17 protein-coding genes are annotated in these 20,437 nt (G+C 63.9%); 10 read left to right on the top strand and 7 right to left on the bottom strand.

The genetic code is table 11. The features are described 5' to 3' along the window. Positions 1-69 precede the first annotated feature (69 nt). Together tal and ACS5Q0_RS12095 are read right to left on the bottom strand one after the other, a co-directional pair. A complete protein-coding gene (tal, locus tag ACS5Q0_RS12100) occupies positions 70-1,041 on the bottom strand; it encodes a transaldolase (protein ID WP_473126881.1) in 972 nt (323 codons plus the stop codon). A 69-nt stretch (positions 1,042-1,110) separates the two neighbouring features. Next, complete coding sequence (locus ACS5Q0_RS12095; RefSeq protein WP_473126880.1) at positions 1,111-2,001, bottom strand: LysR family transcriptional regulator; 891 nt, start codon at positions 1,999-2,001, stop codon at positions 1,111-1,113. Positions 2,002-2,113: 112 nt separating this feature from the next. On the opposite strand from ACS5Q0_RS12095, the gene ACS5Q0_RS12090 reads away from it, so the two are divergent. The 6 genes from ACS5Q0_RS12090 (at position 2,114) to ACS5Q0_RS12065 (ending at position 9,079) form a co-directional block, all read left to right on the top strand. Next, the gene (locus ACS5Q0_RS12090) at positions 2,114-3,610 is read left to right on the top strand and encodes a CoA-acylating methylmalonate-semialdehyde dehydrogenase (protein WP_473126879.1); all 1,497 of its coding nucleotides are present in this window, start codon (positions 2,114-2,116) and stop codon (positions 3,608-3,610) included. Between the two features lie 185 nt (positions 3,611-3,795). Continuing rightward, the gene (locus ACS5Q0_RS12085; protein WP_473126878.1) at positions 3,796-4,947 is read left to right on the top strand and encodes an isobutyryl-CoA dehydrogenase; all 1,152 of its coding nucleotides are present in this window, start codon (positions 3,796-3,798) and stop codon (positions 4,945-4,947) included. Further along, the gene (locus ACS5Q0_RS12080; protein ID WP_473126877.1) at positions 4,944-5,534 is read left to right on the top strand and encodes a HEPN domain-containing protein; all 591 of its coding nucleotides are present in this window, start codon (positions 4,944-4,946) and stop codon (positions 5,532-5,534) included. The genes ACS5Q0_RS12085 and ACS5Q0_RS12080 overlap by 4 nt, the downstream gene beginning before the upstream one ends. 3 nt (positions 5,535-5,537) lie before the next feature. Continuing rightward, the gene (gene mmsB / locus ACS5Q0_RS12075; protein WP_473126876.1) at positions 5,538-6,428 is read left to right on the top strand and encodes a 3-hydroxyisobutyrate dehydrogenase; all 891 of its coding nucleotides are present in this window, start codon (positions 5,538-5,540) and stop codon (positions 6,426-6,428) included. Between the two features lie 175 nt (positions 6,429-6,603). Further along, the gene (locus ACS5Q0_RS12070) at positions 6,604-7,812 is read left to right on the top strand and encodes a peptide ABC transporter permease (protein ID WP_473126875.1); all 1,209 of its coding nucleotides are present in this window, start codon (positions 6,604-6,606) and stop codon (positions 7,810-7,812) included. A gap of 97 nt (positions 7,813-7,909) precedes the next feature. Then, the gene (locus ACS5Q0_RS12065; RefSeq protein WP_473126874.1) at positions 7,910-9,079 is read left to right on the top strand and encodes a M20 aminoacylase family protein; all 1,170 of its coding nucleotides are present in this window, start codon (positions 7,910-7,912) and stop codon (positions 9,077-9,079) included. A gap of 61 nt (positions 9,080-9,140) precedes the next feature. Here ACS5Q0_RS12065 and ACS5Q0_RS12060 read toward each other — a convergent pair whose 3' ends face one another. Next, positions 9,141-10,823 (bottom strand): L-lactate permease, encoded by a 1,683-nt coding sequence (locus ACS5Q0_RS12060; protein WP_473126873.1) that lies wholly within the window; start codon positions 10,821-10,823, stop codon positions 9,141-9,143. Between the two features lie 148 nt (positions 10,824-10,971). Continuing rightward, positions 10,972-12,084: a GTP cyclohydrolase II RibA gene (gene ribA, locus ACS5Q0_RS12055; protein ID WP_473126976.1), complete on the bottom strand. Its 1,113-nt coding sequence runs from the start codon at positions 12,082-12,084 to the stop codon at positions 10,972-10,974. 227 nt (positions 12,085-12,311) lie between these two features. On the opposite strand from ribA, the gene ACS5Q0_RS12050 reads away from it, so the two are divergent. After that, positions 12,312-13,274 carry a hypothetical protein gene (locus ACS5Q0_RS12050; protein ID WP_473126872.1) on the top strand — a complete coding sequence of 321 codons (963 nt, stop codon included), beginning with the start codon at positions 12,312-12,314 and terminating at the stop codon, positions 13,272-13,274. Here the strand turns inward: ACS5Q0_RS12050 and ACS5Q0_RS12045 are convergent. Beyond that, positions 13,237-14,196, bottom strand: a complete 960-nt coding sequence (locus tag ACS5Q0_RS12045; protein ID WP_473126871.1) for a DMT family transporter — start codon at positions 14,194-14,196, stop codon at positions 13,237-13,239. The genes ACS5Q0_RS12050 and ACS5Q0_RS12045 overlap by 38 nt on opposite strands. Before the next feature lie 216 nt (positions 14,197-14,412). Between ACS5Q0_RS12045 and ACS5Q0_RS12040 the strand changes: the two genes are divergently transcribed. Continuing rightward, positions 14,413-14,685 (top strand): hypothetical protein, encoded by a 273-nt coding sequence (locus ACS5Q0_RS12040; RefSeq protein ID WP_473126870.1) that lies wholly within the window; start codon positions 14,413-14,415, stop codon positions 14,683-14,685. Positions 14,686-14,830: 145 nt separating this feature from the next. Here the strand turns inward: ACS5Q0_RS12040 and ACS5Q0_RS12035 are convergent, their stop codons facing one another. Both ACS5Q0_RS12035 and ACS5Q0_RS12030 read right to left on the bottom strand, forming a co-directional pair. After that, a complete protein-coding gene (locus ACS5Q0_RS12035) occupies positions 14,831-16,609 on the bottom strand; it encodes an SLC13 family permease (protein ID WP_473126869.1) in 1,779 nt (592 codons plus the stop codon). Between the two features lie 64 nt (positions 16,610-16,673). Then, entirely contained in the window at positions 16,674-17,138 is a 465-nt protein-coding gene (locus ACS5Q0_RS12030; RefSeq protein ID WP_473126868.1) for a CAP domain-containing protein, read from the bottom strand. Positions 17,139-17,292: 154 nt separating this feature from the next. Here ACS5Q0_RS12030 and ACS5Q0_RS12025 point away from each other — a divergent pair, with 154 nt between their 5' ends. Together ACS5Q0_RS12025 and recQ are read left to right on the top strand one after the other, a co-directional pair. After that, positions 17,293-18,564: a BaiN/RdsA family NAD(P)/FAD-dependent oxidoreductase gene (locus tag ACS5Q0_RS12025; protein WP_473126867.1), complete on the top strand. Its 1,272-nt coding sequence runs from the start codon at positions 17,293-17,295 to the stop codon at positions 18,562-18,564. After that, positions 18,561-20,363 (top strand): DNA helicase RecQ, encoded by a 1,803-nt coding sequence (gene recQ / locus ACS5Q0_RS12020; RefSeq protein WP_473126866.1) that lies wholly within the window; start codon positions 18,561-18,563, stop codon positions 20,361-20,363. Before ACS5Q0_RS12025 ends, recQ begins: the two co-directional genes overlap by 4 nt. The last annotated feature ends 74 nt before the right edge of the window (positions 20,364-20,437 follow it).

Here is a 20,437-nt window from a genome sequence, read left to right as displayed (position 1 = left end):
CAGTTCCTCAGCAACAAGAAGGGAGGCGATGGTGTCGCCTCCCCCAATCGTTCGAGCGGTGAGGCGCTCTCAGGCCGCCTTCGCCTCGTCGAGCCGCTTCGCCACGAGGCTGCGCAAGCTGCGCAGATCCTTCACGAAGGAGCGGATGCCCTCGGCGAGCTTCTCGGTCGCCATTGCATCCTCGTTGAGGGCGAAGCGGAAGGTCTTTTCATCCATCCGCGGCGGCGCCGGGATCTTCTCGACACTCTCGGGTGAGAGCTTGCGCGGCAACTCGCCTTCGGCCTTCGCCAGTTCGTCGAGAAGCGCAGGCGAGATGGTGAGGCGGTCGCAGCCGGCGAGCGCTTCGATCTCTCCGACATTCCGGAAAGACGCCCCCATCACCACGGTCTTGATCCCTTGAGCTTTGTACGAGGCGTAGATGTTGCGCACCGAGAGCACGCCCGGATCGGTCTCGCCCGTGTAGGGACCGCCGCCCGCCTTCACGTGCCAATCGAGGATGCGTCCCACGAAGGGAGAGATGAGGAACACGCCCGCTTCCGCACAGGCCTGCGCCTGGGCCATGGAGAAAAGGAGCGTGAGGTTGCAGTCGACGCCTTCCTTCTGAAGGATCTCCGCCGCGCGGATTCCCTCCCAGGTGGAGGCGATCTTGATCAGGATGCGCTCGCGCCCGATGCCGCGCTCCTCATAAGATTTGATGATGGCGCGCGCCTTGTTCACCGACGCCTCGGTATCGAAGGAGAGGTCGGCGTCGACTTCCGTCGAGACGCGGCCTGGCACGATACCGGCGAGTTCTGCTCCGAAAGCCACGGCCAGCCGGTCGCAGATCGCGGCCGTCACGGACTCGCGGGCGCCGCCCTGGCTGCGGCCCCAGGCCAGCGCCTCTTCGACGATGTGGCCATAGGCCGGGGTCTCGACCGCCTTCAGCAGCAGGGTCGGGTTGGTGGTGCAGTCCTGAGGCTTCAGGCGGCGAACCGCATCGAGGTCGCCGGTGTCGGCGACGACGACCGTCATGGCGCGCAATTGGTCGAGCTTGGAGGTCATTCCGGTCTCCGTGGATGTCATTTGTGCCAGACTTAGTGGGTTCAAGTCCCGGCGTGAAGGGAAAATGCGTCACATGAAGAGGCCGCGATGGGCCTTCACCCGGTCCAGAATGAAGGCATGGACCTCGGCGATGCGGTGGAGATTGCGCATCTCGGCATGGGTGACGATCCAATAGGCGCGGGTGAAGGAGATCTCCGGCAGGACGACCTTCAACTCCGGATACTGCCGGGCCGCATAATCATGCAGGATGCCGATGCCGACCCCGGCCCGCACGGCTTCGAGCTGGGCCACGACGCTCGCACACTCGTACCGCCGGGGTCCATATTTCTCGAGACCGGAGAAATATTCCAGCGCCGGGCTGAAGATGAGATCGGCCACATAGGTGACGAGCAGCTGGCCCGACAGCTCCTCAGGCGTGGCGGGAAGGCCATGACGGTCGATATAAGCCTGCGAGGCGTACATCCTCAGCCGGTAATCGGTGAGCTTGCGCGAGACGAGCCGCCCCTCCGTCGGCTGCTCCACGGTGATCGCGATATCCGCCTCGCGCTTGGAGAGCGAGAAAGTGCGCGGCAGGGCCACGAGCTGGATCGTGAGATCCGGGTGACGCTCGGCCAGGGCACCGAGTTCCGCCGCCAGAAAGTAGGTGCCGAGCCCGTCCGGTGCGCCCACGCGCACCACGCCGGAGAGGGCGAGATCCGACCCACCGACCTCGTTGGCCACCGCCAGCGCTTGGCTTTCCATGCTCTCCGCTTTGGCGAGCAGGCGCTCCCCCTGCTCGGTTAGGGTATAGCCTTGGGGCCTGCGCTCGAAGAGCTTGGCCTGAAGGGCCGTCTCAAGAGACGAGATGCGGCGGGAAACCGTGGTATGATCGGCTTCGAGGCGGCGAGCCGCCACGGTCAGCCGGCCTGCGCGGGCGACTGCCAGGAAAAAGCGGAGATCGTCCCAATCGAACGTGTTCATGCCCGTTCAATAACATATTGGGATTTCTGCACAACGCGACCTCATGTTCGCCCATAGCCGTGCAGTTTTGCCAATGCTAGAACAGGGCACCGAAAATCAGGAGAGAAACGCCATGCGCGAAGTCGGACATTTCATCGGCGGCAAGCAGGTTCCCGGAAAGTCGGGCCGTACCACCGAATTCTTCCAGCCCATGACCGGCGAGGTGATCGGTCGAGTCGCGCTGGCCTCCAAGGAGGAGATGCGCCAGGCCGTCGAGAACGCCAAGGCCGCGCAGCCCGCTTGGGCCGCCACCAACCCGCAGCGCCGCGCCCGCGTGATGATGAAGTTCCTGGAGCTCATCGCCAAGGAGACGGATTCCCTGGCCGAGCTTCTCGCCCGCGAGCATGGCAAGACCATTCCCGACGCGAAGGGCGACATCCAGCGCGGCGTCGAGGTAGTGGAATTCGCCTGCGGCATCCCGCACCTCCTGAAGGGCGAGTTCACCGAGGGCGCAGGCCCGGGCATCGACATGTACTCGATCCGTCAGCCGCTCGGCGTCGTGGCCGGCATTACGCCGTTCAACTTCCCGGCCATGATCCCGATGTGGAAGTTCGCCCCGGCGATCGCCTGCGGCAACGCCTTCATTCTGAAGCCCTCGGAGCGTGATCCGGGCGTTCCGATGCGCCTCGCCGAGCTGATGATCGAGGCTGGCCTTCCGGCCGGCATCCTCAACGTGGTCAACGGCGACAAGGAAGCAGTGGACGCGATCCTCGACGATCCGGACATCAAGGCCGTGGGCTTCGTCGGCTCCTCGCCGATCGCGCAGTACGTCTATTCCCGCGCCACCGCCAACGGCAAGCGCGCGCACTGCTTCGGCGGCGCGAAAAACCATATGATCATCATGCCCGACGCCGACCTCGATCAGGCGGCGGACGCGCTCATCGGCGCCGGCTACGGCTCCGCGGGCGAGCGCTGCATGGCGGTCTCGGTCGCCGTTCCCGTCGGCAAGGCCACCGCCGATGCCCTGATGGACAAGCTGATCCCGCGCGTGGAGAGCCTGAAAGTGGGCCCCTCCACCGATCCTTCGGCGGATTTCGGTCCGCTCGTGACCAAGGCGCATATGGAGAAGGTGCGCTCTTACGTCGATCTCGGCGTGCAGGAAGGCGCGAAGCTCGTGGTCGATGGCCGCAACTTCAAAATGCAGGGCTACGAGAACGGCTTCTACATGGGCGGCTGCCTCTTCGACGAGGTGAAGCCCGAGATGCGCATCTACAAGGAAGAGATCTTCGGCCCCGTCCTCTCGGTCGTGCGCGCCAAGAACTACGACGAGGCCCTGCGCCTGCCCTCCGACCACGAGTACGGCAACGGCGTTGCGATCTACACCCGCGACGGCGACGCCGCCCGCGACTTCGCCTCGAAGGTGAATGTCGGCATGGTGGGCATCAACGTGCCGATCCCCGTGCCGCTCGCCTACTACACCTTCGGCGGCTGGAAGGCCTCGGGCTTCGGCGATCTCAACCAGCACGGCCCAGATGCGGTGCGCTTCTACACCAAGACGAAGACGGTCACGTCGCGCTGGCCGTCCGGCATCAAGGAAGGCGCGGAATTCTCCATTCCGACGATGCGGTAAGAGCGATCATGACGGCCGGGGCCCTCCCCGGCCGTTTTCCTTTGTCGAGCCGCTTTCACATGCGTGGAACCGCCACATGTCTTCCATGGCCGCATCTTTCGGCGAACCGGGGCCACTTCGCGGAAAAGTGCTCTAGATCCAAAGTCGGGGTGCACGAAGCACCTCTATCATGCCGATTTAGGACGATGACCCAGTTCTCTCTGACCGAAGACCAGATTGCCGTTCGCGACATGGCTCTTGCCTTCGCGGCGGAGAACCTTGCCCCCCATGCCCTCGAGTGGGACGAGACAAAGCATTTCCCGGTCGACGTCCTGAGGGAGGCAGCCGCCCTTGGCATGGCCGCGATCTACACCCGCGACGACGTGGGCGGATCGGGCATGACGCGGCTCGACGCGGCGCTCATCTTCGAGGCCCTGGCCACGGGCTGTCCCGCCATCTCGGCGTTCCTCTCGATCCACAACATGGTCGCATGGATGATCGACCGTTACGGATCCGAGGAGCAGCGCCAGCGCTTCCTGCCGTCCTTGTGCACCATGGAGCTCATCGGCAGCTATTGCCTCACCGAGCCCGGCTCGGGCTCGGATGCGGCGGCGCTCAAGACGAAGGCCGTGCGCGACGGCGACCACTATATCGTCAATGGCGTGAAGCAATTCATCTCGGGCGCGGGGACCTCGGATCTTTACGTGACGATGGTGCGCACGGGCGAGGAAGGCCCCTCCGGCATCTCGACGCTCATCATCGAAAAGACCATGCCTGGCGTGTCCTTCGGGGCGCAGGAGAAGAAGATGGGCTGGAATGCGCAGCCCACCGCCGCCGTGATCTTCGAGGATGTGCGCGTGCCCGTCGCCAATCGCCTGTCGGACGAGGGCATGGGCTTCAAGATCGCCATGTCGGGCCTCGATGGCGGCCGGTTGAATATCGGCGCGTGCTCGCTCGGCGGCGCACAATCCGCCCTCGACAAGGCCCTCGCCTACACGAACGACCGCAAGGCCTTCGGCAGGCGTATCGCCGATTTCCAGGCCCTGCAGTTCAAGCTCGCCGACATGGCGACCGAACTCGAATGCGCGCGCACCTTCCTCTGGCGCGCGGCCTCCGCGCTCGACGCCAAGGCGCTCGACGCCACCAAGCTCTGCGCCATGGCCAAGCGCATGGCCACCGACACGGGCTTCGAGGTGGCGAATGCCGCTCTCCAGCTCCATGGCGGCTACGGCTATCTTGCCGATTACGGCATCGAGAAGATCGTGCGGGACTTGCGCGTGCATCAGATCCTCGAAGGCACCAACGAGATCATGCGCCTCATCGTGGCCCGAGATCTGGTGGGGCGCGGAAACCGATGAGCGATGTGGGGCGAAAAGAGTTTGAGAGATTAAGGGAGCTTGCCTGGGGCTTAGTCCATGGAACCGAAAAGCCAAATTTTCTAGGTAAAACGCAGGAGGTAAGCTGGTTACGAGGTTGGGGGAATTTGGCTTATGGTTTTCAATGCGCCGCGGAGCAGATTGCTATTCACGCGTTAGATCGCTGGCCGAATGCTGATTATCTTTGGTACCCACTTTGCTACAACTACCGGCATTTCCTTGAACTTTCTATAAAAAGCCTTCTGCAAGAAACCCTTGGCATCAACTATAAGCACTCGCACTCTCTCACGTCACTTTGGCGAGAATGCAAAGAACATCTTTCAAAGCATGATTCATTTGAAGAATACGAGCACGCATTCGAACAGATTGACGGCGTACTAGAGCACTTCGACAATTCCGATCCACGTTCTACACGCTTCCGATATCCGGATGATCCAAGCCAAGGACCGAACCTATCGATCAATATCCATGAGCTGATCTATTACATGGAAGTATTTGAGATAGCGTTCTTTTCTTTAAGACAAACTATCGATCAGCACCAGCAACTGATGCAAGAAGCAGGGAGCTAAGCCATGACCAGCATCGCCTTCATCGGCCTCGGCAATATGGGTGGCCCCATGGCCACCAATCTCGTCAAGGCGGGACATGCCGTGACGGGTTTCGACCTCTCTCCGGCTTCCTGCGATCAGGCGCGCTCCGATGGGGTGAGGATTGCCGGTTCTACGGCCGAGGCCGTGCGCGATGCGGAGATCGTGATCACCATGCTGCCCGCGGGCAAGCATGTGCTCTCGGTCTGGACCGACATTCTGCCCTCCGTGAAGGACGGCTCGCTGCTGATCGACTGCTCCACCATCGACGTGGAAAGCGCCCGAAAGGCGCACGCGATGGCAGGCGAGCAGGAGCGCGGCCTCCTCACGCTGGATGCGCCGGTATCCGGCGGCGTCGGCGGCGCGAAGGGGGCGACGCTCACCTTCATGGCGGGCGGCGCGAAGGAGGCTTTCGACCGCGCGGACCCCGTTCTGTCCAAAATGGGAAAGAAGGTCGTTCATTGCGGAGAGGCCGGCGCCGGCCAGGCCGCGAAGATCTGCAACAACATGATCCTGGGCATCTCGATGATCGGCGTGGCAGAAGCGTTCGTGCTGGCCGAGAAGCTCGGGCTCTCGCATCAGGCTTTGTTCGACGTGGCCTCGACATCGTCAGGTCAATGCTGGTCGCTCACGACCTATTGCCCGGTCCCGGGCCCGGTGCCGACCTCGCCCGCCAACAACAGCTACAAACCCGGCTTCGCCGCAGCCTTGATGTTGAAGGACCTCCGCTTGGCCCAAGAAGCGGCTCTCGCGTCCGGCGCATCGACGCCGCTTGGAGCGGAAGCGGCCCAGCTCTATGCGCTGTTCAGCAATGCGGGTCACGAAGGCGACGACTTCTCGGGCATCATCAACTTCCTCCGCGGGCAGAAAAGATGACGTTAGGGCACAGAAGCCATGGCCGGGGAAGCCTCGATCAGCCCGGCCGGCTTCCCAATGTTATAAAATTGAAATTACAAAGCTTTGCGAAGTGTTGCATGACACCTACAGCTTTTGCGTTCCCCGTCCGCTAGCGTGATCCTTCCCTGATCGCTCAACCGCCGATTGCTGTCCGATGGTCCGCTCCGCCCTTCCTACGGCCAATCCTTCCACCGACGCGGCCGCTTTGCTGCGGCGCCTTGGTTTCGCGATTCTGCTGTTCGCCATTCCTGTGACCGCGCTCTTTACGCGCAGGGCGCTCGTGGTGATGGCGCCCCTGGCCGTCGCGCTCATCGTGATGGCGGCCCTTCTGGACGGCAGCACCAAGAATCCATGGCAGAGGACCGTCGATTTCGGGACCTCACGAGCAGGCCTTGCAGGGCTCGTTCTGGTGCTCTGGGCAGCCATGTCGCTGATCTGGACCCCGTTTCTGCCGCAAGCCTCTGAACGGCTCCTCAACATCATCGCCATGGGTCTGATGGGAGTGGCGGGCTATCTGGCCCTGCCGGAGCGGATGCGTTCGGCCAACCTGTATCTGCTTCCGATCGGTGTAGGCCTTGCGGCTCTGGTCGGGATCTCCATGCTCCTGCGGGACGGCGGCCATCTTGAGCCTGACGGATTAGGCGTGGAGCGCGGCATGGTGACCCTCGTCCTGCTGCTCTGGCCTGCGCTGACCTGGCTTCATTCCCGCGGGCGCAACCTGGAAGCCGTGGCGCTTGCGCTGGCTGTGTCCGTCGGCGCATTCCTCACGGCGGATCCCCTGCCCCTCATAGGCCTGACCGTCGGCGCTCTCGCCTTCGTCTTGACGGCGGCGAGCCCGCGAGCGGGATCGCGCTTGATCGGCCTTCTCATGGCGGGCTTCCTGATTGCCGCGCCCCTTGTGCCTTTCCTTCTGGAGCCCATTGCCCGAATGCTTGGGGCAGGCCCCTCCACGATAGCGAGCCTGGAGATCTGGCAGGAGCTCGTGCTCAAGGAACCCCTCCGACTTTTGACCGGTCATGGTCTCGAGACAGCCTGGCGGGGACGCTTGTTTGGCCTATTGCCTTCGGCTGCCCCGTTCGGCCTGCTGTTCGAGATCTGGTACGAGCTCGGCATCGTGGGAGCCGTCTCCGGGGCCGTTCTGCTCTCCCAGGCCGCCTTCAGCGCAAGGGGGGATCGTCCGATGCTCGGTCCCGGGGTCATGGCGTCGTTCGCAACGGCCTTCTCTCTTGGCGCATGCGGCATCGGCACCGCCCAGGTCTGGTGGTTCACGGCGCTTGTCGTACTGGTCCTGATCTTCACCGCCATCGAGCGCGGTCAGTTCCGCACCAAGCGCCCGAAGGCCATTCTGCACCGCCTGCGCTGAGGCCGCAGCCATTCCCGGGCTCTTGCCCATTCATCTTGACCGATGCCCCCAGCCTCTGGTTCGCTGAAACCCGCTTGATTCATGCAAAGGACATCCTATGCCCATCATCAACCGCGTCGCCGATCTTGCCGACGAGATCACCGCCTGGCGACGTGATTTCCACGAGAACCCCGAACTCGAATACGACGTTCACCGCACCGCCGGAATCGTGGCCGAGAAGCTCAAGAGTTTCGGCTGCGACGAGGTGGTGACCGGCATCGGCCGCACCGGCGTGGTCGGCGTGATCAAAGGCAAGACGAATTCGTCCGGCAAGGTCATCGGCCTGCGTGCGGACATGGATGCGCTGCCGATCCTGGAAGCCACCAACCTGCCCTACTCATCGAAGGTGCCAGGCAAGATGCATGCCTGCGGCCATGACGGCCACACGGCGATGCTCCTGGGCGCCGCGAAGTACCTTGCAGAGACACGCAATTTCGACGGCACGGCGGTCATGATCTTCCAGCCAGCGGAGGAAGGTGGCGGCGGCGGTGACGCCATGGTGAAGGACGGCCTGCTGGAGCGCTTCGGCATCCAGGAGGTCTACGGCATGCACAATTGGCCAGGTGTCGCCGTCGGGCATTTCGCGATGCGCCCGGGCCCCGTCATGGCGGCGGCGGATCGCTTCACGATCACCATCGGAGGCAAGGGCGGCCACGCGGCCTATCCGCACAACTGCATCGATCCCATTGTCACGGCCGCCCACGTGATCACTGCCCTGCAATCCGTGGCGTCTCGCACCGTCAATCCGCTCGAATCCATCGTGGTGTCCGTCTGCACCGTCAAGGCAGGTGATACCTTCAACGTCATCCCGCAGACGGCAACCCTGCTGGGTACCGTACGCACCCTCTCGCCGACCATCCGCGATGTGGCGGAAGCGAGAATTCGCGCCATTGTCGAGAGCACTTGCGCAGCCTTCGGCGCATCGGCCGACATCGCGTACAACCGCGGCTACCCGGTGACCGTGAACGATGCCGAAAAGACCGAGTTCGTCGCATCAGTCGCAAAGGCGGTTGCCGGTGAGAGCGCCGTGCAAACGAATTTCCCACCTGAGATGGGGGCGGAGGATTTCTCGTACATGCTGGAGAAGCGGCCGGGCGCTTATATCTTCGTCGGCAACGGTGACACGGCGGGCGTGCATCATCCTGCCTATGACTTCAACGATGCGGCGACGCCCTACGGCGTATCGCTCTGGGCGAAGATCATCGAAACCGGAATGCCCGCACGATAGCTCATCTGCCACCTCGTAGGCTGCCGCCGGCTCCAGCCGGCGGCAGCCGCATGACATGCATTCAGTGCAGAACCATCGACGTGAACGGATGGACATAGGCCTGCAGCATGACCAGAACGCCCACCAGAGACGCCAGCACGATGGAATGCCAGAACACGAAGCGCAGGATGCTGCCCTCGTGACCGAACCAGTTCGTGGCCGTGGAGGCCACGACGATGGATTGCGCATCGATCATCTTGCCCATGACGCCGCCCGATGAGTTCGCGGCCGCCATGAGAACGGGCGACAAGCCGAGCTGCTCGGAGGTGATCTTCTGCAAGCCGCCGAACAGCACGTTGGAGGCCGTATCCGAGCCGGTGAGCGCCACTCCGAGCCAGCCGAGCAAGGTGCCGAAGAACGGATACAGAACTCCCGTTCCGGCAAAGGCGAGACCCAGCGTCGCATCGACGCCGGCAAAGCGCGTGAGCGTGCCGATCGCGAGCATCGATGCAATGGTGATGAGGGAATAACGCAGCACCCAGATCGTCTCGAACCAGGCGGTGACGAGCCGCAAGGGCGAGAAGCCCATGAAGAGACCAGCGATGATCGCCGCGATCAGCACGCCCGTCCCCGTATAGGACATATAGGTGAAGGCGAAGACCGCAGCCTCCGGTGCCGGATTGGCTACGATAGGCGCGACCTTCTGCACCACATTGTGCAGTCCGGGCACCGGATAGTTCCAGATGAAGATCGGATTGACCAGGGACTTGAACCAGCCTGTGCCCCAGATCGCCACGATGACGGAGAGAATGATCCAGGGCACCCAGGCGCGGATCACCTCGCTGCGGGGCGCCTGGGGGGGCACATTGGCGGTGCCGGCGCTCAAGGGTGCGGGCCGCGGCATCGTGGAAACGGAATCATCGCGCGTCCGCAACGCCGGAGACGTCCAGATCTCCCTGGGTTGCCAGATCCGCATGAAGCCGACGAGACAGGCCATCGAGATGAGCGATGCGCCGATGTCCACGATCCACGGGTTGATGTAATTCGAGATCAGGAATTGCGGAACGGCGAAGGACACCGCGCAGACCAGAATGGCCGGCCAGACCTGAAGCATGCCTCGGAAGCCCGCGAAGACCCAGATCAGCCAGAACGGCACGATCAGCGAGAAGAAGGGCAACTGACGGCCGACCATGGCGCCGAGCACGTAAGGATCGAAGCCGGTGACGGAGGCCAAGCCCTGGATCGGGGCGCCAAGCGCGCCGTAAGCCACGGGAGCGGTATTGGCGATGAGCGAGAGGCCGGAGGCGGCGAGCGGCGAGAAGCCGAGACCGATGAGGATGGCGCCCGTTACCGCCACGGGGGTGCCGAAGCCGCCGGCGCCTTCGAAGAACGCGCCGAAGGAGAAGGCGACGAGCAGTAATTGGAGGCGACGGTCCGTGGTGAGGCCGCCCACGGATTGCTGGAGAATCGCGAAGTACCCTTTCTCCACCGTCAGCCGGTAGAGGAAGATCACGTTGAGAATGATCCAGCCGATGGGGAACATGCCGGTCGCGACACCGAAGAGCGCGGCGCGGATGGCAAGCCCGGCGGGCATGGTGAACAGGAAGACGGCGACCGCGATCGCCACCAGAAGGGCGACCACGGCGGCGATGTGCGCTTTGACCTTACCGGAGGCGATCATCACCAGAAGCAGAACCACCGGAATGGCGGCCGCAAGCGTCGACAACGTCGCGTTGCCGAATGGATCGTAGACTTGGCTCCACATGAGCTTTTCCCCTGAACCCGCCAGCGCAAGCCGGCGCACGTGGCATGGCGGTCAGGCCGGAGCGGTCGCACCGCCTCGGAAAAAGCTAGAAGGTAATTCTACTACGACAATATAAACTTAAGGGGAATCTTGGCGTTCGCGGCCTCGATCAATCCTTGTTGGAGCAGGCGAGCAGCCCTTCGAGATCGATGAAATGGCCTGCGCGATCCCGCTTGGCGGCGAGGTAGCTCACATTTTCCGCCGTCGGGCGGCCGAGCACACGGTGATCGGAAATCACCTGTAGGCCCGCCTCTGACAGCGCCCGGATCTTCTCCGGGTTATTGGTCATCAGCCGCACCGTGTTCACACCGAGCTTCTTCAGCATGACGGCGGCAAAGTCGAAGCGACGCTGGTCGGCCTCGAAGCCGAGGACCTCGTCGGCCTCGTAGGTGTCATAGCCCTGGGACTGGAGCCTGTAGGCGCGGATCTTGTTGGCGATGCCGTTCCCGCGCCCTTCCTGATCGAGGTAAAGCAGCACGCCGCCCTCGTGTTCGGCCATGAAACGTACCGTTTCCCGCAATTGGTCGCCACAATCGCATTTGAGGCTGCCGAAAAGATCGCCCGTCAGGCAGGCGGAATGGAGCCGCACGGTCACGGGCTTCGAAAGGTCCGGCTTTCCGACGATGATCGCCACCTGATCCCGCAGGCCCTCGCCGCCGCGGAAGACGACGAACTCACTGGTGGGGGCCCCTTCGAGCGGCACAGGGGCCCGGCTGACGATCGAAAGATCGGCGGCCTTGGCCCGGCGGTAATCGCGGACGGCCTCGCCCGAGACCCGGACCAGGGTCCGATCGATCTCGATCCCTGCCGAGAGAGGCACCACGATCACGGCAGGTAGAACCAGGGACAAGCGGGCCAGCTCCAGCGCTTCTTCGTCCAGAACGTCGGCAGGCCGAACCGGGGCGTCGATGCGCCCTTCAAGGCTGAGGGAAAGGGCCTCGATCCGCTTCCGCTCGACGACAGGCAGGGCAACGCGCCCGGGCACATCCCGCTCGAGCCCCAACCGGCGCAGCCGGGCCGCCGGAAGGACCAAGTGAGCATGGCCGCCAGCCAGAGCCTCGATCTCTGCGCTGCGGTCCTCGTCCAGATCCTCGACTCCGACCACGAGCGCGCTGCCCTCGAGGCCATCGATCACGACCGGTCGGGCGCTGCGGAATTCCATGATCGCCCGCTCGACGGAGGTCGCTGCGGGATTGTCGGACAGGCTTAAAACGAGGCGCATCATCGCTGAACTCAGGGAAAGGCCCTTCTCATGATGGGGGTTTTGAGGATCAACCGGCTGTCTAAGGCCAAGCTGATGCTTCCGGGCACCTTATCACAGGCGTGCCGCACTCCCTAATCCCGCAGATAGGATGGCTGATATGCTCTATCAACAGCCCGCTCGACGAGGGCAGTCAGCCGGGCTATCTGTGCGACGGATTCGGCTTGGACCATTTTCGAGACGGTTTGATGACGCGTGCATTCACCCTCCGGCTTTTCGCCTTTGGCTTCCTGGGCCTCGCCCCGACGGCACAGGCCGCCAGCCTTGACGGCCGAGCCGTCGAGGTGACGAATACCAGCGAACCGGTGCTCTGCGCGGAAAAGGACAACATTGCCATCAACTTCGCCTCGCCCGAGGTGAAGAGCTTCCGGATCGAGGCCGCGCACCCGGCCTATATGGGCAGCCTTCGCCAGGACCGGTGGGAGCCGGATTGGACGGCCTGCGAGGACATCTCCGAAGAGACCTCCACGAAGCCGCACCCTGTGATGCATACGCTCTACGAGGATGGGAATCTGCGCATCATGGGGCTGACCTTCAGCGATTTCTGGCGGCCCACCGAGGTCACTGTCACGATCGGCAACAAGGTATCCCGCAACATCCACCTGCTCCAGCTCCTGAAAAAGCACAAGGGAAAGGCGGAGGAGGTCATCGCCATGTACCCGGGCGACGGCTATTGGCGCATCAAGCCGCTGCCGCCGCAGCATCTCGATTGGACGGCCTATGGCTCGTCCTTCATCGTCGGCCCGGTGGAGTTCGATCAGCGTCCCGTGGTGAACCTGAAGGACGTGGCCTTCGACCCTGAGACCATGCGCTTTACCCTCACCCTCGCCAAGGGTGGCAAGGCCCATGTCGCGATCGCAGATCTCGACGAAGAACGCATGACCCTCGACGTGAGCTTCGATCAGGCGATTTCGACCGTGCCTTTCGCCACGCTGCGGTCCATGTACGTGACTGAATTCAACGCGGATGTGGCGCGCATCGCCGTGCGTGAAGACAAGGCCCGCTCCTGGCGGGAAGACATGATCATGACGTTCCGGGACGCGATGGCGACCGACGCCTGGATGGGGCGCCTCGTTCCCTCCCGCCACAACACGAGTGCGCCGGACATGATGTTCAACCGTTTCCGCGCGGAGCCGGCTCCTTCACGCTGAGCATTCTGCCGATCGCGGCCAAGGGCCGCCCATCGATCAGCATGAGGCCCGCCGCGATCAGCACCATGCCTGCCATGTGCCGCCATTCCAGCGTCTCGCCCAGAATCAAAACCCCGAACAGAATGGCGCTGACCGGAATGAGGAACGTCACGAGGCCCACATTCGTGGCCCCCGCCCGCGCGAGCAGGCGGAAGAAGATGAGATAGGCGACAGCCGTCGAGACCAGTGCAAGCGCCAAAACGGCCATAACGGTCGCCGCGCTCGGCATGGGCAATGTCCAGGGCCGGTCGACGACAAGGCTCACGGGCAGAAGAATGATGCTCGAAGCCGTCACCTGCCCTGCGGCCGCTGTCAGGGGTGCAATCCCCAACGTCTTGAAGCGACGGCCGAAAACGCCCGAAAACGCGTATGAGAGGGCAGCCCCCAGGACGGCGAGCTGCGCCAGCACATTGGCGTTCAGCGACGTGAACACGGCGGATCCAATCATGACCGCAACACCGACGAAGCCGATGATGACGCCGCCCAGGCGGGCCCCCGTCAGCCGCTCGTCATTCGTGAAGTAATGCGCCACGATGACGGTGAAGAGCGGCGTCGTGGCGTTGAGGATCGACGCCAGGCCGCTCGCGATATGGCCCTGCCCCCAGACGATCAGGCTGAAGGGAATGACGTTGTTGAGGATTCCCATCCCGAAGAAGGCGGCCCAGGCCTGACGCTTCCGGGGCAGGCGCAGGCCCATGACCCGCAGCACGATCTGCAACGCCAGAGCCGCGAGCAGCACCCGCATCGCCACGATGATCAGCGGCGGCAACTCCCGGACCGCTACGCCAATGAACAGGAACGACCCTCCCCAGATGACGGAGAGAAGTCCGAGCAGCGCCCAATCCGAGGCCGCGATGGTTTTCTGAACAGGAGCTTGAGACATAAAGCGTTTTCCGAGTGAGAACGCCTCCTCATGGCACGATCCGGGATGCTCCGCGACCCGATTCCTGTGATGGCATATCCTTGCCGGTCCGCGCACCGGCATGAGGAGGCGGAAAGATTTGATTCACGAAAGATGTGAGTTGTTCCGGGTCTTTACCGCTCGTTCACGCCTTCGGTGGAGTTTAGGGCATCACGCGTCCCTGGAAGCCTCAGGCATATGAACTCGCAGACCTCACACCACCCGTCCTACAGCGCCGGCGACCATCGCTATGGCCAGGCGCGCGGCCATGTGCGGTCGAGCTTCTGCATCATGCCCCATACGCCTCAACCCGAGCGCAGTGCCAGCTTCATCTTCGGCCGCTCGGATTCGCGCATCCGCCCGCTGCTCAACCAGGCGGAAAGGAACCGGCTGCATTGCTGGTCCATGATCATCGCCCTGGCCTCTTCCGCCGCCGGCACCACCCTGCTTCTCACTGCCGTTCTTCGCTGACTGCAGCCATCTGTCCGCACCAGCAGCGCACTAGCGCATCGTGCGGAAAAGTGGACCCGGTTTTCCGCATGAACGATGCGCTGATCTAAAGAGTGGAGCATCGGATAAATCCCAAAAGTGCAGGTCCACTTTTGGGTCCGATGCTCTAGCGCAGCGGCCAGAAGACCATGATGAGAGGCGTTCCCACGACGACGACGATGATCGAGAGCGGCAGACCGAGGCGCCAGTAATCGCCGAAGCGATAGCCGCCCGGACCCATCACGAGGGTATTGCACTGATGCCCGATGGGAGTGAGGAAATCACAGGCGGCGCCGATGGCGACCGCCATCAGGAATGCATCGGGCCTGAACCCGAGCTGCGTTGCGAAGCTGGCGGCGATGGGCGCCATCACGAGCACGGTCGCCGCGTTGTTGAGGAACGGCGTCACCGCCATGGCTGCGACCATGATGAGCACGAGCGCTCCGGTCGGGGGCAGCATGCTTGCCACCGATGACAGCCAGCCCGCGATCAGATCCGTGCCGCCGGTCGTGCGAATGGATTCGCTGACCGGGATGAGTGCGCCGAGCATGACGATGATCGGCCACTCGATGGTCTCGTAAGCCTCGCGCAGAGTGAGCGAACCGAAGAGGACGAGCAGAACGCCCGCGCCGAAGAAGGCGATGGAAACGGGCAGCACGTTGAAGGCGACGAGAACCATCGTCACGCCGAGGATGGCAACCGGCAGGACGCTGCGGCGGGCATTGCCGAGACGGATCTCACGCTCGGCGAGCGGAAGGCATCCGAGATCGCGCAAGGTGTCCGGCAGCTTCTTGAGGTTGCCTTGAAGCACGAGCACGTCGCCGGCCCGCAGGGTGATGGTCCGTAGCCGCTCCTTGAACCGCTCGCCGCTGCGGCTCACCGCGATCAAGTTCACGCCAAAGCGTTCAAAGAGGCCGATGCGTCCGGCGGAGAGGCCGGCGAGCACCGAACTCGGCCCGACGATTGCCTCAATCACGCCGATCTCATCCGTCGCCTCTTCGACTTCGGGCAGGTGATGCTCACGACTGAGCTTGAGACCGGCCCGCGCCACGGCGCTTTCAAGCGCCTCTGACTCACCCTCCAGCATGAGAAGATCGTTCTCGCGGAGCGTCACGTCCGGCAATGGGCTAGAGCTGCGGGTTTCATTGCGGATGATGGCGGCCACCTTCACTTCGCCGTTGGCGAGCTTGTGGAGATCGGCGACCGTCTGCCCCACCACATCGGATTCGGCAGTGACCCGCGCTTCCGTAATATAGTCCTTGATGTTGAGCGCCTCGTCCAACGACGCCGCGCCCTTGCGGCCTTTCGGCAGAAGGCGGTAGCCGAAGGCGAGAAACACCACGCCCGCCACCGCGATCCCGACACCGACCGGCGTGAAGTCGAACATACCGAAAGGCTGGCCCAGCAGTTCACCCCGCACGCGCGACACGATGATGTTGGGAGAGGTTCCCACGAGCGTGACGATGCCCCCCAGGAGAGAGCCGAAGGCCATGGGCATGAGAAAGCTGGAAGGCAGCGTGTTGGTCCGCCGCGCGATCTGGAATGCGACGGGGATCATCATCGCCAATGCGCCGATGTTCTTCACGAAGGCGGACAGGACCGTCACCGTGGCGACCAGCACGACGACCTGGCTCTGCTCACTGCGCAAATAGGGCGCGGCCCGGTTGAGAGCGACCTCGAGCACACCGGATTTCGCCACCGCCGCGCTGACCAGAAGAGCGCTGGCGACGATGATCACGATATCGTCGCTGAACCCCGAGAAGGCCTTATCGGCCGGCACGATACCCACGAGCACCGCGACCAGCAGCGACATCACGGCGACAAGGTCGTATCGGAAACGCCCCCAGACGAAGAGCGCCATCATCCCGGCGACGATGGCGAAGGAGAGCATTTGCTGATGGGTCATAGGGGGTACGTGAATGAGGGAACCGTGCCTCTAACGCGCGAGCGACCTTCTTTGTGCCCTTCCCTCATTGCCCGAGCACGAGAGCCCAATAACGGCCATAGCGGTTGTTGGCGTCCGCACGGGCGAGGCCGATCTTGCGGGCCTCGGGCATCAGCAGGTTGACGTTATGGCCGGGCGAGGCCTTCCAGCGGTCGACGGCGCCATCGACCGTATCGGAACCTGCGGAAAGGTTCTCGGCCGCGTAACCCATGACTCCGAACTTATCCATGCGGCTCGCGAAATTGCCGTGACTCAGCTTGCCTGCGGCAGCCACCACCCGGGCCTGGTATTCCGCCGCCTCGTTGAGCCTTGAATCGACGGTCACAGGGCTCAGGCCCTTGGAGACGCGGTAGGCGGAAATGATTCTCGCTGCCGCAGCCGCATCGTTGGTGGAGCTCGCGAGAACGGCATCCCCACCCGTCAGCGACATATCGCCGGCGCAGCCCGCAAGCGCCAGGGTCAGCAGGGCGCAAAACGAAAGAACACGCATCGATATTCCCCTTGAGGCGGCTTGAGGCGCCGCTCCTCTTGAAAAAAGATCTCTTGGCAGTCATGTGCAAGGCGACAGCCCAATGCGCTGAATGCCACGCTGCAGCGCAAGGGTCCAGACGGTTCCCATCCTCCTTTCCGCGTCAGCTGACCGCATGCTCCCTCCCCCTTCCTCCCTTCGGGCCGCCATCGTTGGCGGCGGTCCTGCCGGCCTGATCGCGGCGGAAACCCTTGCGGGCGCCGGCATTGCCGTGACCGTCTACGATCGGATGCCCTCCGTCGGGCGCAAGCTCCTCATGGCGGGGCGGGGCGGTCTGAATCTCACCCATTCCGAAGGCTTGGATCGCTTCGCCACACGCTATGCCGAAGCCGAACCGGTCCTGAAGCCCCTGATCGAGGCCTTCAGCCCTGCCGACCTGAGGGCCTGGTGCGAGGGCTTGGGCCAGGAAACCTTCGTGGGCTCGAGCGGACGGGTCTTCCCGAAGGCCTTCAAGGCCTCTCCCCTGCTCCGCGCCTGGCTGGCGCGGCTGGAAGGTCTCGGCGTACGCTTCGCCCTGCGCCACACATGGCAGGGCTGGGACGCGGACGGCGCCCTGGTCTTCACCGATGCCGAAGGCGGGACGGTGAGGGACAAACCCGACGTCACGGTTCTCGCCCTGGGCGGATCCAGTTGGCCCCGGCTCGGATCCGACGGCTCCTGGACGGGCATCCTCAAGGACAAGATGATCGCCATTGCCCCCCTACGGCCGGCCAATATGGGCTTCACCCTCCCCTGGTCCGAGATCATGCGCAGCCGCTTCCAGGGCGAGCCCCTGAAGCGCATTGCCCTGACCTTCGGGGGCGTGACGGTGAAAGGCGAGGCCGTCATCACGGCGGACGGCATCGAAGGCGGCGCGATCTACGCTCTGTCGGGCCGCCTGCGCAATGCCATCGAGCGGCAGGGCAGCGCCACGCTGCTTCTCGATCTTCGGCCCGATCTTTCCGTGGATGCCCTGACGCAACGCCTGAGCGGCCCCCGCAAGGGCCAATCCGCCTCCACCTTCCTGCGCAAGGCAGGCGGCCTGAGCCCTCCGGCGATCGCCCTGCTTCGCGAAGCGGCGCCCGAACTGTCCGTGGCCCCGGAGGCCCTGGCCCGTCTCATCAAGGCCCTACCGCTCACGCTAACCGGGACGAAATCCCTGGAACGGGCCATTTCAACGGCGGGCGGGATCCCTTTCAGCGAGGTGGACGACCATCTCATGCTCAAGCGCCTGCCGGGCGTTTTCGTGGCCGGCGAGATGCTGGACTGGGAGGCCCCGACCGGCGGCTACCTGCTCCAGGCCACCTTCGCCACTGGGCTTGCCGCTGCCCGAGGCGCCCTGAGGCTCCTTCAGATTCCCGATGCCGCATTGACCTTGGGGCCATCCTCGGCCACACGGCACTCGTGATCGACCCGCGCAAGATTCTCCATGACGTGTTCGGCTTCCCCTCCTTCCGCGAAGGACAGGAGGAGATCGTGCGCGCCGTGCTGGCCGGCGAGGACGTGCTCGCCATCATGCCGACCGGAGCGGGCAAGTCCCTGTGCTACCAGCTCCCGACCCTGGCGCGGGAAGGCCTGACCGTCGTGGTCTCGCCGCTGATCGCCCTCATGCGCGATCAGGTTGCGGCCTTGCGCCATTTCGGCGTCGAGGCAGGAAGCCTCAACTCCGCCAACGACCCGGAGGAGAACCGCCGCGTGGTCGATGCGGTGCGCGACCGCCGCATGCGCGTTCTCTACGCGTCTCCCGAACGGCTGGCGAATACGGGCACGACCGAATGGCTCGGCCGCTCCGGCGTGAACCTGCTCGCCATCGACGAAGCCCATTGCGTCTCGCAATGGGGGCACGATTTCCGCCCCGAATACGCTATGCTGGGCGATGTACGGCGCCGTCTCGGCAATGTGCAGACCATTGCGCTCACCGCCACCGCGGACGTCGCGACTCGCGGCGACATCATGCATCGCCTGTTCGAGGAGGAGCCGCGCCTCTTCATCCACGGCTTCGACCGCCCGAACCTGCGGCTCGCCATGCAGGCGAAGGAACATGCGCGACGCCAGCTCTTCTCGTTTCTCGACAAGCACCGGCATGAGAGCGGCATCGTCTATTGCTCGTCCCGCGATGCCACGGAACGCCTCGCCGACTCCTTGAGCCAGGCGGGCTACCGGGCGCTTCCCTATCACGCCGGCATGCATCAGGCCGAGCGAGCCAAGAACCAGGACATCTTCCTGCAGGAAGACGGGGTGGTCATGGTCGCCACCGTCGCCTTCGGCATGGGCATCGACAAGCCGGACGTGCGCTTCGTGGCGCACGCGGCCCTGCCGAAATCCATCGAGGCCTATTACCAGGAGATCGGCCGCGCTGGACGCGACGGAGCGCCCGCCGACACGCTGACCCTCTACGGCCTCGACGACATGCGCCTGCGCCGCCTGCAGATCGAGCAGAGCGACGCGGCGGGCGAGCAGAAGCGGGTCGAACTCCAGCGGCTCAATGCGCTTGTGGCCCTGTGCGAGGCGCCGCGCTGCCGCCGCCAAACCCTGCTCGCCTATTTCGGCGAGAGCACCGAACCTTGCGGCAATTGCGACCTGTGCATCGACGGCGTCATGTCCTTCGACGGCACCATCGAGGCCCAAAAGATTCTCTCGGCCATCGTGCGTACCGGCGAGCGCTTCGGCACTGAGCATCTCATCAACATTCTCGTGGGCGACGAGACGGAAGCCGTTCTCCGCTTCGGCCACGACAAGCTGAAAACCTTCGGCGTCGGCAAGGATCGCTCGAAGAACGAATGGCGCTCGCTCCTGCGCCAGATCTATGCCGCCGGCCTCGTGAGCCTGGAGCTTGCCGAATACGGCCGCTGGACGCTCACTGATAAGGGAATCGCGGTCCTGAAAGGTCAGGAGCCGATCGAGCTGCGCTCGGACGTTCTCATGAAGCCCGCCGACCGTCGCCGCCGGCGCTCGCGGATCGAGGCGGAAGCCATCGTTCCTTCCGACGATCCGCTGCTTCTCAATCTCAAGGCGCTGCGGACACGCCTCGCCAAGGAAGAGGGCGTCCCGGCCTATGTGATCTTCTCCGACCGCAGCCTCATCGACATGGCGGCCAAGCGCCCCACGACCGTGCATGGTTTCGGCGAGGTCCACGGCGTCGGCCAAGCCAAGCTCGACCGCTATGCGGATGCGTTTCTCGAGGTGCTGAAGGCGCACGCGGCTTAAGGATTCCTTCCGTCATGGCCGGTCTTGATCCGGCCTTCCACGTCGGAACGCGATCAGAGACATGGGCCACCGGG

This window comes from Microvirga sp. HS2 (assembly GCF_055792805.1).
Note: the sequence above shows the minus strand (reverse complement) of the source record. Positions and strands in the feature narration are given on the sequence as shown.